Annotated in this window: 8 protein-coding genes and 2 pseudogenes; 3 read left to right on the top strand and 7 right to left on the bottom strand. The window is 65.6% G+C overall.

The features are described 5' to 3' along the window. Positions 1–51: 51 nt before the first annotated feature. On the bottom strand, positions 52–900 hold the full coding sequence (locus OCX61_RS16305) for an ABC transporter permease (protein WP_261940437.1): 849 nt from the start codon (positions 898–900) through the stop codon (positions 52–54). Continuing rightward, positions 897–1913, bottom strand: a complete 1017-nt coding sequence (locus tag OCX61_RS16300; protein ID WP_261940436.1) for an ABC transporter substrate-binding protein — start codon at positions 1911–1913, stop codon at positions 897–899. Before OCX61_RS16300 ends, OCX61_RS16305 begins: the two co-directional genes overlap by 4 nt. 157 nt (positions 1914–2070) lie before the next feature. Between OCX61_RS16300 and OCX61_RS16295 the strand changes: the two genes are divergently transcribed. After that, positions 2071–3972, top strand: a complete 1902-nt coding sequence (locus OCX61_RS16295) for a S8 family serine peptidase (RefSeq protein WP_261940435.1) — start codon at positions 2071–2073, stop codon at positions 3970–3972. Between the two features lie 49 nt (positions 3973–4021). Here OCX61_RS16295 and OCX61_RS27375 read toward each other — a convergent pair. Continuing rightward, positions 4022–4534, bottom strand: a pseudogene (locus OCX61_RS27375) (methyl-accepting chemotaxis protein); the annotation flags it as partial. Positions 4535–4927: 393 nt separating this feature from the next. After that, positions 4928–5845: pseudogene (locus tag OCX61_RS27370) on the bottom strand (methyl-accepting chemotaxis protein); the annotation flags it as partial. Positions 5846–6662: 817 nt separating this feature from the next. Here OCX61_RS27370 and OCX61_RS16285 point away from each other — a divergent pair. Further along, positions 6663–7982 (top strand): Na+/H+ antiporter family protein, encoded by a 1320-nt coding sequence (locus tag OCX61_RS16285; protein WP_261940433.1) that lies wholly within the window; start codon positions 6663–6665, stop codon positions 7980–7982. 4 nt (positions 7983–7986) lie between these two features. On the opposite strand, the gene OCX61_RS16280 is transcribed toward OCX61_RS16285, so the two are convergent. The 3 genes from OCX61_RS16280 to OCX61_RS16270 form a co-directional block, all read right to left on the bottom strand. After that, a complete protein-coding gene (locus OCX61_RS16280; RefSeq protein WP_261940432.1) occupies positions 7987–8994 on the bottom strand; it encodes a FecR family protein in 1008 nt (335 codons plus the stop codon). A gap of 161 nt (positions 8995–9155) precedes the next feature. After that, on the bottom strand, positions 9156–10925 hold the full coding sequence (locus OCX61_RS16275; RefSeq protein WP_261940431.1) for an acyl-CoA dehydrogenase C-terminal domain-containing protein: 1770 nt from the start codon (positions 10923–10925) through the stop codon (positions 9156–9158). Positions 10926–10943: 18 nt separating this feature from the next. Then, complete coding sequence (locus OCX61_RS16270) at positions 10944–12566, bottom strand: acyl-CoA synthetase (protein WP_261940430.1); 1623 nt, start codon at positions 12564–12566, stop codon at positions 10944–10946. A gap of 194 nt (positions 12567–12760) precedes the next feature. On the opposite strand from OCX61_RS16270, the gene OCX61_RS16265 reads away from it, so the two are divergent. After that, a complete protein-coding gene (locus OCX61_RS16265) occupies positions 12761–14167 on the top strand; it encodes a sensor histidine kinase (RefSeq protein ID WP_261940429.1) in 1407 nt (468 codons plus the stop codon). The last annotated feature ends 3 nt before the right edge of the window (positions 14168–14170 follow it).

The raw sequence follows: 14170 nt of genomic DNA, 5'->3' as shown, positions 1-14170 counted from the left end.
ACGCGGGCTCTTGTAGGAGCGGCCCCGGCGAGGCCGCTCAAACAATCGCGTTTACCGTGTACTGCGGCCGTAGGCCTGGCTGATGCGGTCGATCACCATCGCCAGTGCGACGATGGCCAACCCAGCTTCCACCCCTTGGCCGACATTGAGCGTCTGAATCCCGGCCAGCACATCCTCGCCCAGCCCTCGGGCACCGATCATCGAAGCCACCACCACCATCGACAAGGCCATCATTACCGACTGGTTGAGCCCGGCCATGATGCTCGGTAGCGCCAGCGGCAGGGCGATGCGCCGCAGCCGCTGCCAGCGGCCGGCGCCCAGGCCATGGGCGGCCTGCAGCAATGAGGGGTCGATCTGGCTCAGGCCTAGCTCGGTCAGCCGCACCAACGGTGGCAAGGCATAGATCAAGGTGGCGAACACCGCCGGCACCTTGCCCAGGCCGAACAGCATCAGCACCGGGATCAGGTAGACGAAGGCAGGCAGCGTCTGCATCACGTCCAGCACCGGCAACAACAGGCGCCGGGCCAGCGGGCGCGTGGCCAGGAGTATGCCCAGCGGCACGCCGACCAGCACGCACAGGCCGGTACTGACCAGCACCAGCGCCAGGGTCTGCAGCAGTTTGTCCCACAGCCCGAGCATGCCGATGAACACCAGCAGCGCGACCAGCACCACGCTGCGCAGCAGGCTGCGGCTGGCGTGCCAGGCGAGCAGGCCGACCAGCAGCAACAGCAGCCACCAGGGCATCAGGCGCAGCAGGTTCTCCAGGCCGACCAGCACTTGCAGCAACTGGTCGGAGACGCTGCGCAGGTGGTCGCCATAGTGCAGCACCAGCCAGTCGACCAGGCGGTTGATGGTGTCGGCGAAGGACAGTTGCAGGGCTTGGGGGAAGCCCGTGTTCACAGGCTGGTCTCGACCTTGGCGGCCACGTCAGCCGGAAGCCAGGCCTTCCACACATCCGGGTTGGCGCGCAGGAAAGCCTTGGCGGCATCTGCGGGCGGCTGGCGTTTTTCGTTCATTTCAGCCAAGGCCTTGTTCAACCGGTCGATGGGCAGGTCGACCTTCTCGAATACCGCCACCAGGTCCGGGTAGCCATCGCGAAACGCCTTGGACACGCCGACCGACAGCTTGGCCGGCAACGACTGGCTGCCTATCGGGTTGGGGTTCTTCGCGTCGGTCAGGGTGGCCCACGCGGCCGCGTCGAATGGCGGCTCCTGCAGGCGCACCAGTTTGTAGCGGCCAATCAGCGGGGTGGGGCTCCAGTAGTAGAACAGCACCGGCTGGCCACGGCGGATGGCTGAACTGATCTCGGCATCCAGCGCTGCGCCCGAGCCACTGCGGAAGTTGTTGTACAGGCCGTCGAGGCCATAAGCCTTGAGCTTCTGACTATTGACGGTCTCCGAGGTCCAGCCGCTGGGGCTGTTGAGGAAGCGGCCTTTTTCAGGCGCTTCGGGGTCGCTGAACACCTTGGGATAGCGCTTGAGGTCTTCGACCCTGCGCAGGTCAGGGGCCAGCGGCTTGAGGCCGCGGGCCGGGTCGCCCTCGATCACGTAGGCCGGTACCCACCAGCCTTCCTCGGCGTTCTTCACCGTATCGCCCAGGGCGAACACCTCGCCGGCCTGTTCGGCCTTGACCCAGGCGGGGCTGCGCCCGGCCCATTCCTCGGCGATTACCTGCAGGTCGTTGCGCGCCAGCGCCACCTCCATGCTCACGCTGCTGCCAGGGAGGGCGTCGGTGGGGTAGCCGTAACCGTGCTCGACGATGTGGCGCAGGATTTCCGTGGTCAGGGCGCCGCTTTCCCAGGTGATGGCGCCGAAGTGGATGGGCTTGCCAGCTTCTGCCGATGCGGCGCTGTCGGTACTGGCCAGGCCGATGCTGAGCAACAGGCCGGCCAGCAGCGCAGGGATCTTCTTCATGGGGGCCTCGTCGATTGCCACTGCATGGGTTGCGGCAAGTGTAGACGACGGGTTTTCAATGCCTGCGGGAAGACTTTCGCAATGGGAGCGGCAGGGGCATGCGCGAACAATCCGGCGGTGCATGCCACCCGGCCATGCAGCACAAAGGACTGAAAACATGAAGCTGAAGCTGAACTTCACCTACTACCGGAATTTCCGTTTCGACGGCAAGTTGCACATTCGTTGCACAGGGGACGACCTGCAAAAGGTCAACCGTATTCGCTACGAAATCGAACGCATCGATGGCGACGAACCCGTGTCGTTCAACGGCGTATCCGTTCATTCCCAGGCCTATACCGGGGCATTGGTCGATCACGGTTGCCAGGCTTTGCTTGAAGTCGAACCCAGGGCCGGCACCTACCGTATTCAACCTCGGGTGATCCTGCTCGATGCCGAAGCCGTTGCGCGGGGGCGACCTGCAGGTGCGGCCGGGGTCATTGATCTCGAACCGTTGCTGGTGCAGGTGCAGGAGCAGGAACTGACACGCAACATGCTGGACAAGGTACCGCTGGCCAGTGGCTCGACAAGGCGTCGACGCTCGCTGCCGGACGTTCAGCTACCCGCGTATGAGGGGCTTGCGCTGAGCGAGCCTGGCAAGGCTTGCCCAGCGCTGCTGATCCGCTTCGTCAAGGGCGGCTACCAGCGCTTGCTTGCTGATCTGGAGCCCGCCTCCAACTCCAGGCTGGTGCAGTTGTGGCCCAGGCTCAAGCAGGTCATCGAGCTTCAGCCTCTGCTGGCTGCCGGCGAGCGCCACCACCCGCGACTGCAGGTGCTTGCCGACTGGTGCATGCTGAAACAGCCCGCCAGCATGCTCAACGACACCTTCGTCAACCTGGCCAGAACCCTGGCGGCACTGGAGTATGTCGAGACCCTGCAGTTTCTTGTCGATGTCCAGGAGCCAAGCCCGCCGGTGTTTGCCGTGATCGCTGGCCTGATCACGCTGATTGGCGGCGTCGCCGTCGTGTTGGGAAAGCGTACCAGCACGGATGCACAGCCCACCCCGGACTTTGAACAGAAGCAGCACTACCTGGATGCGCCCAATTACCGTTGGCACGGCTTGAACGTGCGGCGTGCCTGGGACAGGCAGGTGACCGGCAAGGGCGCACGGATTCATTTCTCCGATGGCGGCCTGTACCCCCATCACGAAGATTTGCGTGATAACCCGAACCTGAGGATCGTGACCGAGGGCCCCAACCATAACCCCAGGCACGGTACGGCCTCGGCCGGCATCCTGGTGGCGACTGCCAATGGCCTAGGTGTCACTGGTGTTGCCAAGGACAGCGAACTGTACCTCTATAACAACAGAGCCGATGACGCCAACGGGCGATCGCGCACGATCAACGCCTTGCTGCGTCATGTTGAGCCGGGCGATATCGTTGGCATCAATCGTCAGACCATCAATCTCGCAGACCCGAATACCTTGCTGCCTACCGTGCACGATGCCTTGTGGCGGGACATGGTGCGTGAACTGGTGCGGCGCGGTGCCGTGGTGGTGGTGGCGGCCAGCAATGGCAGCAGCCAGACCGATGCCGGCCATGGCACGGTCGCCGGGCACGGGGTCGACCTGGCGCAACATCGAAACTTCGCCGATCACGCCGATGTCGGCGCCATCCTGGTGGGCGCTTGCCAGTCATGGGATGGCAAACCCCACGCTTACTCCAACTACAACTATCGGTACCGCATGCTCAACGCCTGGGGCGACAGCGTGGTCACGCTTTCGTACGGAGCCTTGCAGGACAAGGATGGGGAGGACAGTGACTACACCGACACCTATGCCGGTACTTCGTCGGCCACCCCGATGGTGGCAGGCGCCTTGAGCCTGATCCAGTCCTATGCGATGGAGCAGCATCACATCTACCTCAACGCGGACCAGATGCACCTGCTGGTGATGGCGTCAGGTTACGGTGATGCGACACTGCCCGACACCGACGTCTTGCCGATGGGGGCCAGGCCCAACGTGGAGGGGGCGTTGGTCATGCTTGACCAGATGCTGGGGGGCGGGCGCTTTCACCCGGCGTGATTGGCCTTGACCGGTGCCGCTGCGCCTGTGCGCGCAGCGGCACCCTGGCTCAGACGCGGAACTGGTCCATAAGCGCCTGTTGCTGGTTGGCCAGGCTGTTCAGCGACTGGCTGACCCGCGCCGATTCGTTGGCCTGCCCGGACAGCGACTCGGTGACATCGCGGATGGTCGCGACGTTGCTGTTGATCTCTTCGGCCACCGCACTCTGTTCTTCGGCGGCCGACGCGATCTGCAGGTTCATGTCGGTGATCACGCTCACCGCCTGGCCGATGCGCTGCAACGCGGTAACCGCTTGGCCGACCTGCTCGACACCGCCCTGGGCCTGGCGGTGGCTGCTGTCCATGGCACCGACCACTTCACGGGTACCGGTCTGCAGGGCTTCGATCACCTGGCGGGTTTCTTCCACCGATTCCTGGGTGCGCTGGGCCAGGTTGCGCACTTCGTCGGCGACCACGGCAAAGCCGCGGCCGGCCTCACCGGCGCGGGCCGCTTCGATGGCGGCGTTGAGCGCCAGCAGGTTGGTCTGCTCGGCGATCGAGCGGATCACCTCGAGCACCGAGCCGATCTTCTCGCTGTTCTGCGCCAGGCCTTCGACTTCGGCCATGGCGCTGCTCATGTCGGCGGCCAGGGCATCGATGCTGTTGGTGGTGCGGTCGATCACCGCCAGGCCTTCACGGGTGGCCTGGTCGGCGTCGCGTGCAGCCTGTGCGGCCTGGGCGGCGCTGCGGGCGACGTCCTGGGCGGTGGCGCTCATTTCGTGGGAGGCGGTGGCCACCTGGTCGACCTGGCGGTACTGCTGTTCCATGCCGGCACTGGTCTCGCTGGCGATGGCCGAGGACTGGTCGGCGGTGCCGCGGGCGGCCTGCACCGAGCGCTTCACCTCGGCGATGGTCGGTTGCAGCTTGTCGAGGAAGCGGTTGAACCAGCCGGCCAGCTCGCCGAGTTCGTCGCGCTTGTCGTAGGTCAGGCGGCGGGTCAGGTCGCCTTCGCCGCTGGCGATGTCCTTGAGCATGGCGGCGACGCCGAGGATCGGCTTGGTCACGCCACGCGCCATCAGCCACACCAGCAGCAGGCCGGCGACCGCCGCGGCCAGGCCCAGGCCCAGCTCCAGCAGGGTGCCGCTGGTGTTCAGTGTGTCCAGCTCTTGCTTGAGGGCTTCGGCGGGGCCGGTCAGGGCGTTTTCCGGCACGTCCAGCAGCACGCCCCAGGGTTGGGCGCCGGGAATCGGTTCGAAGGCGGCCAGCACTTTCAGGCGCGCCTGATCGTGCAGGGTGGTCAGCTTGCCCGCGGCCAGCTTGCGCACCAGCTCGGCGCCCTGGCGCGGGTCGACCTGGTCGAAACGCTGGGCCAGCTTGCTGGCGTCGGTGCTGTAGCCGGCCAGCAGGCCGACCGGGCTGAGGATACCGACCGTGGTGCGGCCTTCGTAGAGGCTGCGGCTGGCGTCCTGGCTCAGGGCCTGCAGGCTGTTGAGGTTGATGTCGATGGACAGGGTGGCAATGATCTTGCCGTTTACCGCCAGCGGGAAGACGATGCTGGTCATCAGCACGCGCTGGCCGTCGATGTCATAGAAGTACGGCTCCACCACGCAGACCTTGCCGGTGCTGCGCGGGCAGTTCCACCAGGTATTGGCCGGCTGGCCGCTGGGGCCGATCTCGGTGTTGGCCATGTCGTGTTCGGGCAGGGCCATGGCGGTCAGCTGCCCGGCGCGCGGTTGCGACCAGTACAGGGCGAAGCGCCCGGTTTCGTTGCTGCCCAGTTCGGCTTTGCCGGCGAACAGGCTGTCCTTGTTGTCCAGCGCATTGGGCTCGAACACCAGCGACAGGCCGAGCAGGTCGGGGTTGGCCTGCAGCGCGGCGCGCACCTGGCGAGTCATGTCTTCGCGCAGGTCGAAGGCATCGAGGAAGCGTTTTTCCGCCTGTTCGCGCAGGAACAGCACCTGGCGCGAAAAGCCCGCACCGTATTGGTAGGCATCCATGAACTGGCGGCGGATGTTCAGGGCCTGGACTTCACCTTGCGACTCGATACGCGACTGCGCGGCCTCGGTGAGCATCTGCATGCTGCTGGCCTTGACCAGGTCCGAGCTGTGGTCCATGCGGTACAGCGAAAGGCCGACAAGGAGGGTGACGATGCCGGCGAGGCAGAGACCGGCGAGCAGGGTAATTTTCCACTGGATGGAAAGTTGTCGCAAAGGCATGGTGGGGAATCCCTTTTTTTGGCAGTCAGGGTTTGGCGGTGGGGCTGGGAGGTGTTTGCCTTGAGGTATTCAGCGCTTGTGAGAGCGAGCGCCGCCCGCGCGGCGCATCGCGAGCTGCGCTCGCTCCTACGTTTGTTTCGGGCCAGTAACGCCTGTGCCAGGCGCGCGACCGCCTTGTTGGTACGACGCGATATCGCACCATGCGCCAAGGCGTCCGCGCGCAAATCCCCCAGGAATAATTGGCCCGAAACAAACGTAGGAGCGAGCGCAGCTCGCGATGCGCCGCGCGGGCGGCGCTCGGTCTCACTGGCGCCGCAACCCTCAAGGCAATCACCTCAAAGCCTCCCCCTATATCGGCCCCGCCCATTTTTTCTTTATTCAAACATTCAATTTAAAATTACAGCGAAATACGCCGAAATATGGCGCTTTTGACATATCCCTCCCACTCCGTCAGAGTGCGCGCTTTTTTGTCTGCCGCTATGAGGAACCCCAAACCATGAATGCAGTGATCGCCGCGGTCGGCATCATGCTGATACTCAGCCTGTCCCGTGTGCATGTGGTCATCGCCCTGATCATCGGCGCCCTGGTCGGTGGCCTGGTCGGCGGCCTGGGGATCGAAGGCACGCTCAAGGCCTTCAACGGCGGCCTCGGTGGCGGTGCCACGGTGGCACTGTCCTATGCCTTGCTCGGCGCCTTCGCGGTGGCCATCGCCAAGTCCGGCATGGCCCATGCCATGGCCGACCGTGCGCTGAACATGATCGACCGCCAGGGCCATGCCAACGGCGGCAAGGTCAAATGGCTGCTGATCGGCCTGATGCTGGTGGTGGCGGTGTCGTCGCAGAACATCCTGCCCATCCATATCGCCTTCATCCCGCTGCTGGTGCCGCCGCTGCTGTACGTACTGACGCGCCTGCGCATCGACCGGCGGCTGATCGCCTGCGTCATCACCTTTGGCCTGATCACCCCGTACATGTTCCTGCCGGTGGGCTTTGGCAACATCTTCCTCAACGAGATCCTGCTGGCCAACGTCGCCCGTGCCGGGGTCGATGTCAGCGGGGTCAACGTCACCCATGCCATGGCCATCCCGGCCGCCGGCATGTTCGCCGGCCTGCTGCTGGCGGTGTTCATCAGCTACCGCAAGAAGCGCGACTACGACCTGGCGCGCATCGAGCAGGTCGAGCAGGTCAGCGTGGAGTACAACCCGCTGACCCTGCTGGTGGCGGGGCTGGCGATCGCCGCTGCATTCATCGTGCAGTTGTGGCTGGACTCGATGATCATCGGCGCCATGGTCGGTTTTCTGATCTTCTCGCTGTCGGGCATCGTGCGCTGGAAGGACACCGACGACCTGTTTACCGAAGGCATGAAGATGATGGCCATGATCGGCTTCATCATGATTGCCGCCTCGGGCTTTGCCGATGTGATGAAGGCCACCGGTGAGGTCAGGAGCCTGGTCGAGACCTCGGCGCAATGGATCGACCACAGCAAGGGCATTGGCGCCTTGCTGATGCTGCTGGTGGGGTTGCTGGTGACCATGGGCATCGGCTCGTCGTTCTCGACGGTGCCGATCCTCGCGGCGATCTTCGTGCCGCTGTGCGTGCAGCTGGGCTTCGACCCGCTGGCCACAGTGTGCATCGTCGGTACCGCAGGGGCCTTGGGCGATGCCGGCTCGCCGGCTTCGGACTCGACCCTTGGCCCGACCTCCGGGCTGAACGTGGATGGCCAGCACCACCATATCTGGGACACCGTGGTACCCACCTTCATCCACTACAACCTGCCGCTGCTGGCGTTCGGCTGGCTGGCGGCGATGACACTGTAGGGCGTCAGCCCTTGTCGGGCGGTGGTGAAATGCTGTTGAGGACGGTGCTGCCGTCCTTGCTGCGGGTCAGGTAGATCGGCAGCACCTTGGGCAGGTTGTCCACCAGCCGCCCGACCTCGCGGGTGTTGTAGATGCCGCTGATACGGATGCGCCCGGTGCCGGGGTCGGCCAGCAGCAGCGGGGCGTCGAGGTAGCGGTTGATCACCGGCAGGGCCTGTTCCAGGCTCAGGTTGTCGAGCACCAGCTTGCCGTTGCGCCAGGCCAGGCTGTTGTCGTAGTCGCTGTTTTCGGCCAACTGCGGCTCGAAGTCGCCGGTGTGGTAGCTGGCCTGCATGCCAGGGCCAAGGCGGTAGCCGCCCGCGCTGCCATCACTGCTGACCAGCACCGAACCTTGAACCAGCGTGACCTTGACCTGGTCCTGGTACTTCCACACATTGAACTGGGTACCGGTGACGCGGGTCTGGCCACGGCCGGCGCGGACGATGAACGGGTGGCTGCTGTCGTGCTTCACCTTGAAGAACGCCTCGCCACGCTTGAGCGTGACTTGGCGCTGGTCCTTGTAGTTGAGGTAGGTCAGTTCGGTGTGGAGGTTGAGCTCGACCGTGCTGCCGTCGCTCAACTGCACGGTCTGCATGTCGTTGCCCGCTTCGAAATGCTGGTAGTGGTTGGGCAGCCAGCCTTGCTCCCAACCCACCCAGCCAGCCAGCGGCAGCACCAGCAGGGCCAGCGCCGCAGCCGACGCCAGTGGCCGCCAGTTGCGGGCCCGCGGCGCATGCCGGGCAGGCGGGTTGAAATCAATGACCGTGGCGGTGCGCGGCAAGTGGTCGGCGGTTTGCCAGATTTCCAGCATCGCCTGGTATTCCTCGGCGTGACGCGGGTCGGCCGCCAGCCAGCGGGCGAACGCTTCACGTTCGACCAGCGTGCAATCGTCGGCATGCAGGCGCATGCACCAGTGCGCGGCGGCGTCGGTGATGGCATCGTCTGGGCTGGGATTGAGGCGGTCGTGGTTCATCGTGGCTCCGGGTTTTGCGTATTCTACCCCTGCAAAGGGGCTCCCGAGAACCGAGCTAATGGCGAATGACTATCAGTTGTGTGGGTTTTTCGTCGGTTTCGCAAGGGATTTCCAGCGTTTGAGAACGCTTCGCGGCAAGCGCGAAGCGCTCCCTTGCTGGCTCAGAACTGCTCGGCTGCCATCGCGTACAAGCTGGCGCTGCCGGCGCGGATGCTGGCATCCAGGGCCAGGCTGCGCGGCAGCAGGCGCTGGAAGAAAAACGCCGCACAGGCCAGCTTGGCGCCATGGAACGCCGGGTCGTCGGCCTGCCTGGCCTGGGCCACCGTCGCCATGCGCGCCCACATGTAGGCATAGGCGGTCAGGCCGAACAGGTGCAGGTATTCCACCGCCACGGCATTGACCAGGTTGGCGTCCTCGCCTGCCCGGGCGCGCAGCCATTCGCTGGTGGCTTCAAGGCGCGCCAGGCTGGCTTGCAGGGCTTCGCGGTGCAGCGCTGCCCCGGCACTGAAAGCCCGCACTTCGGCGGCGAAGCAGGCCAGGGCCTGGCCGCCATCGGCCAGCACCTTGCGCCCGAGCAGGTCGAGGGCCTGGATGCCGTTGGTGCCTTCATAGATCTGCGCGATGCGCACATCGCGCACCCGTTGCTCCTGGCCCCACTCACGGATGTAGCCATGGCCGCCGAATATCTGCTGGCCAAGCACGCAGCTTTCCAGGCCGTTGTCGGTGAAGAACGCCTTGGCCACCGGGGTCAGTAGCGCGACCAGGCGCTGGGCATGCTCGCGCTCACCTGCGTCCTCGGCATAGCGCGCCAGGTCCAGCTGCTGGCCGACGTAGGCGGCGAACGCCCGGCCGCCTTCGGTGAAGGCGCGCATGGTCAGCAGCATGCGCCGCACATCACCGTGCTCGATGATCGGGTCGGCGGCTTTCTCTGACGCCTTCGGGCCACTGGCGGCGCGGCTTTGCAGGCGCTCGTTGGCATAGCGTGCAGCGCTCTGGTACGACGCTTCGGCGCAGCCGATGCCCTGGATGCCGATGGACAGGCGCTCGTAGTTCATCATGGTGAACATCGCCGCCAGGCCCTTGTTCGGCTCACCGACCAAATAGCCGATGGCACCGTCGAAGTTCATCACGCAGGTGGCCGAGGCCTTGATGCCCATCTTGTGTTCGATCGAGCCACAGTGCGCGGCGTTGCGCGGGCCGAGGCTGCCATCGGCGGCCACCTGGTACTTGGGCACCAGGAACAGCGAGATGCCCTTGGCCCCGGCAGGGGCGTCCGGCAGCTTGGCCAGCACCAGGTGGACGATGTTCTCGGTCAGGTCCTGTTCGCCACCGGTGATGAAGATCTTGCTGCCGCTGATACGGTAGCTGCCGTCAGCCTGGGGCTCGGCGCGGCTGCGGATCAGCCCCAGGTCGGTGCCGGCGTGGGGTTCGGTCAGGCACATGGTGCCGGCCCAACGGCCTTCGTACAGTGGCGGCAGGTAGGTGGCCTTGAGCGTTTCGCTGGCATGGGCATCGATGGCCAGGCAGCTGCCGGCGCTCAGGGCCGAATACAGGCTGAAGCTGCAGTCGGCGGCGTAGAGCATTTCTTCGAACAGCACACCGAGCATTTTCGGCATGCCCATGCCGCCGTACACCGGGTTGCCGCCCAGGCCGACCCAGCCGCCTTCGCGGTAGGTCCGCCAGGCTTCACGGAAGCCATCCGGGGTAGTGACCTGGCCTGCGTCGAAGGTCACGCCTTGTTCGTCGCCGTTACGGCTGAGCGGGGCGATCAGCTGGCCGGTGACCTTGGCGGCTTGTTCAAGAATGGCATCGGCGGTTTCGCCGTCGACGCGCTCGGCCAGGGCGGGCAGGCGCGCCCACAAGGCAGGGCCCTGAAACACGTCATGGAGGATGAAGCGCATGTCGCGCAATGGAGCGGTGTAGTCGGTCATATCAGGCTCGATAACGGTTCACAGGGCCTTGGCGCGGTCGCGCAGGACGTATTTCTGGATCTTGCCGGTGGAGGTCTTGGGCAGTTCGCCGAACACCACGGTCTTCGGCACCTTGAACCCGGCCAGGTGCTCGCGGCACCAGCTGATGATGTCGCCCTCGCGGGTATGCTCGTGCCCAGGCTTAAGGGCGACAAACGCGCAGGGCGTTTCGCCCCACTTTTCGTCGGCGCGGGCCACCACCGCGGCCTCCAGCACGGCAGGGTGCTTGTACAGGGTGTCCTCGACTTCGATGGTCGAGATGTTCTCGCCACCGGAAATAATGATGTCCTTGAGCCGGTCCTTGATCTCGACATAACCGTCGGCATGCCACACGGCCAGGTCGCCGGTGTGGAACCAGCCACCACGGAAGGCCTCGGCGGTGGCTTCGGGGTTTTTCAGGTAGCCCTTCATCACCGTGTTGCCGCGCATGAAGATCTCGCCCAGGGTGTTGCCGTCTTGCGGTACCGGTTGCAGGGTTTGCGGGTCGGCGACCATCAGGCCGTCGAGGGTGGGGTAGCGCACGCCCTGGCGCGACTTGATCCGCGCCCGCTCCTCCAACGGCAGGTCATCCCACGCTTCATGCCAGGCGCAGACGGTGACCGGCCCGTAGACCTCGGTCAGGCCATAGGTGTGAGTGACCCGGATGCCCATCTGCTCGACCGCGCCGATGACCTTGGCCGGTGGTGCAGCACCGGCGACCATGGCCTGCACCGGGTGTTCGATGGCGGCCTTGGCGGCTTCGGGCATGTTGACCAGGGCATTGAGCACGATCGGTGCACCGCACAGGTGGCTGACCCGGTGTTCGCGGATCAGGGTGAGGATCTTCTGCGGGTCGACCCGGCGCAGGAACACGTGGGTGCCGGCCAGCGCGGTGATGGTCCAGGGGTAGCACCAGCCGTTGCAGTGGAACATCGGCAAGGTCCACAGGTACACCGGGCGGTGGCCCATGGCCCAGGTCATCTGGTTGCCGATGGCGTTCAGGTAGGCGCCGCGGTGGTGATAGACCACGCCCTTGGGGTTGCCGGTGGTGCCCGAGGTGTAGTTCAGCGAAATCGCCTGCCATTCGTCCTCGGGCCATTCCCAGGCGAATGCCGGGTCGCCTTCGGCCAGCAGCGCTTCATAGTCGAGGTCGCTGACCGCACGGCCCTCGCCGTATTCAGGGTCATCCACATCGACCACCAGCGGCGGGTGTTCGAGCAAGGCCAGGGCAGCGGCGATCACCGTGTGGAATTCGCGGTCGGTGATCAGCACCTTGGCCTCGCCATGCTGCAGCATGAAGGCGATGGCTTCGGCATCCAGGCGCACGTTGAGGGTGTTGAGCACGGCACCGATCATCGGCACGCCAAAGTGCGCTTCGAGCATGGCCGGGATGTTCGGCAGCATCACCGCCACCGTGTCGCCGCGCCCGACTCCGCGCCCGGCCAGGGCGCTGGCCAGGCGCCGGCAGCGCTGGTAGGTCTGGCGCCAGTCGCGGCGAATGGCGCCGTGGATCACGGCAGGGTAATCGCCGTACACGGCGGCGGTCCGTTCGATGAAGCTCAGCGGGGTGAGGGCGACGTGGTTGACGGCAGCGGGCATCAGGCCCTGGGCGAAGATCGACATACGGTAGTCCTGTAGCGGAGGCAGACGCAGCCTGTGCGTGTGGCCCCCCGGTGGCTGATTGTTAGCTCTGATCAGGGTGCGGGCAGCGCGCCGATGGCCGCTTGCCCCTGTCGCAGTTTTACGCGAACCGCTATCGTAGATGGAATATCGACTATAGCAATATAGTAAAACTACTATAATAACGAGCACCGACAGTGGATCAGACCCTTTCACCCTTGCTCGCCAAGGACCCACAACCCAGCGCGCTGTTGGCCGCCGATGCCCGTGCGCTGGCAAGCAACCCGGCCTTGCATGCGCTGACTGGCGCTGGCACGGCGCTGGCCGACTGGCTGCCGAGCAACTGCGCAGCGCTGGTGCGTGCCTGCCTGCGCCAGCACCGGGCAATCGCCGATGTGGAAAAACAGGTCGGCGAACGCATTCTGCTGTGGACCTTCATCCCCGATGACCAGGGCCAGCGGGTATTGGCCCGTTGCCGTGATGCCAGCGAAGAGCGCCAGGGCGCCCGTGAAGCCAGCCGCGCCCGGCGCCTGTATCGGCTGATCATCGAGAACACTACCGACCTGATTTCCCGGCACAGCCCGGACGGCCGATTTCTCGACGCCTCGCCGGCCGCCTACCGGCTGCTCGGCCTGTGGCCAGAGCAGTTGCGCGGCATGCCGGTGCGGGCCTTGCTGCACCCGCGCGAGCGGCGCCAGGTGCTGCGCCAGGCCGCCGCAGCCCTGGACCAGGACGGTTACCACACCATGACCTGCCGCGTGCGGCATGCTGGCGGCGGTTATCGCTGGTTCGAGATCGCCAGCCGGGCGATCCGCGAGACCTACACCGGCGCCGTGGTGGAGGTGGTCAGCGTGTCGCGTGACATCACCCTGCGCATCGAGGCCCAGGAGAACCTGGCCCACAGCGCCCGGCTCGCCACCCTGGGCGAACTGGCGTCGGGGATCGCCCACGAGATGAATCAGCCGCTGGCGGCGGTGGTCAACTATGCCAATGCCAGCCAACGCTACCTGCAAGGCCTGGAGCGCGACCCGCAGGCGCGTGAACGGGTCGGCCAGGGCCTGCAACGCATCACCGAGCAGGCGACCCACGCCGCCGAGGTGATTCGCCGCCTGCGTGCCTTTCTGCGCAAGGGGCCGCGGCGCCTGCAAGCGGTGGAGGTGGCCGAGGTTGCCGCCGAAGCCATGCGCCTGTGCGCCTGGGAGGCGGCACGCGACCAGGTCGCTGTCGAACTGCGCATCGGCGGGCCATTGCCGGCGGTGTTCGCCGACCGGGTATTGCTCGAGCAAGTGCTGCTCAACCTGCTGCGCAATGCCATCGAAGCCAACCGCGAGCAGCACGCTGCGCAGCCGTCACGTATCCTGCTCGGCGCCGTGCGCGAGGGCGACGGGGTGCTGATCGAGGTCGCCGACCAAGGGCCGGGCGTGGCCGCCGAGCGCCTGGATGAGATCTTCACCCCGTTCAGTACCAGCAAGGCCGATGGCCTGGGCCTTGGCCTGAGCATGAGCCGCAGCCTGATCGAAGGCTTTGGCGGCAGCCTCTGGGCGCGTGCGGGTGAGGCGGGTGGGCTGGTGTTGTGCTGCCGTCTGGCAGTGAACCGAGGATAAGGA

It is taken from the genome of Pseudomonas sp. LRP2-20 (genome assembly GCF_024349685.1).
Taxonomy (GTDB): Bacteria; Pseudomonadota; Gammaproteobacteria; order Pseudomonadales; family Pseudomonadaceae; genus Aquipseudomonas.
Note: the sequence above shows the minus strand (reverse complement) of the source record. Positions and strands in the feature narration are given on the sequence as shown.

Excerpts from the sequence above, each read along its gene's own strand:
- OCX61_RS16275 (WP_261940431.1), bottom strand. The coding sequence starts at position 10,925 with ATGACCGACTACACCGCTCCATTGCGCGACATGCGCTTCATCCTCCAT.
- OCX61_RS16300 (WP_261940436.1), bottom strand. The coding sequence starts at position 1,913 with ATGAAGAAGATCCCTGCGCTGCTGGCCGGCCTGTTGCTCAGCATCGGC.
- OCX61_RS16285 (WP_261940433.1), top strand. The coding sequence starts at position 6,663 with ATGAATGCAGTGATCGCCGCGGTCGGCATCATGCTGATACTCAGCCTG.
- OCX61_RS16270 (WP_261940430.1), bottom strand. The coding sequence starts at position 12,566 with ATGTCGATCTTCGCCCAGGGCCTGATGCCCGCTGCCGTCAACCACGTC.
- OCX61_RS16280 (WP_261940432.1), bottom strand. The coding sequence starts at position 8,994 with ATGAACCACGACCGCCTCAATCCCAGCCCAGACGATGCCATCACCGAC.
- OCX61_RS16295 (WP_261940435.1), top strand. The coding sequence starts at position 2,071 with ATGAAGCTGAAGCTGAACTTCACCTACTACCGGAATTTCCGTTTCGAC.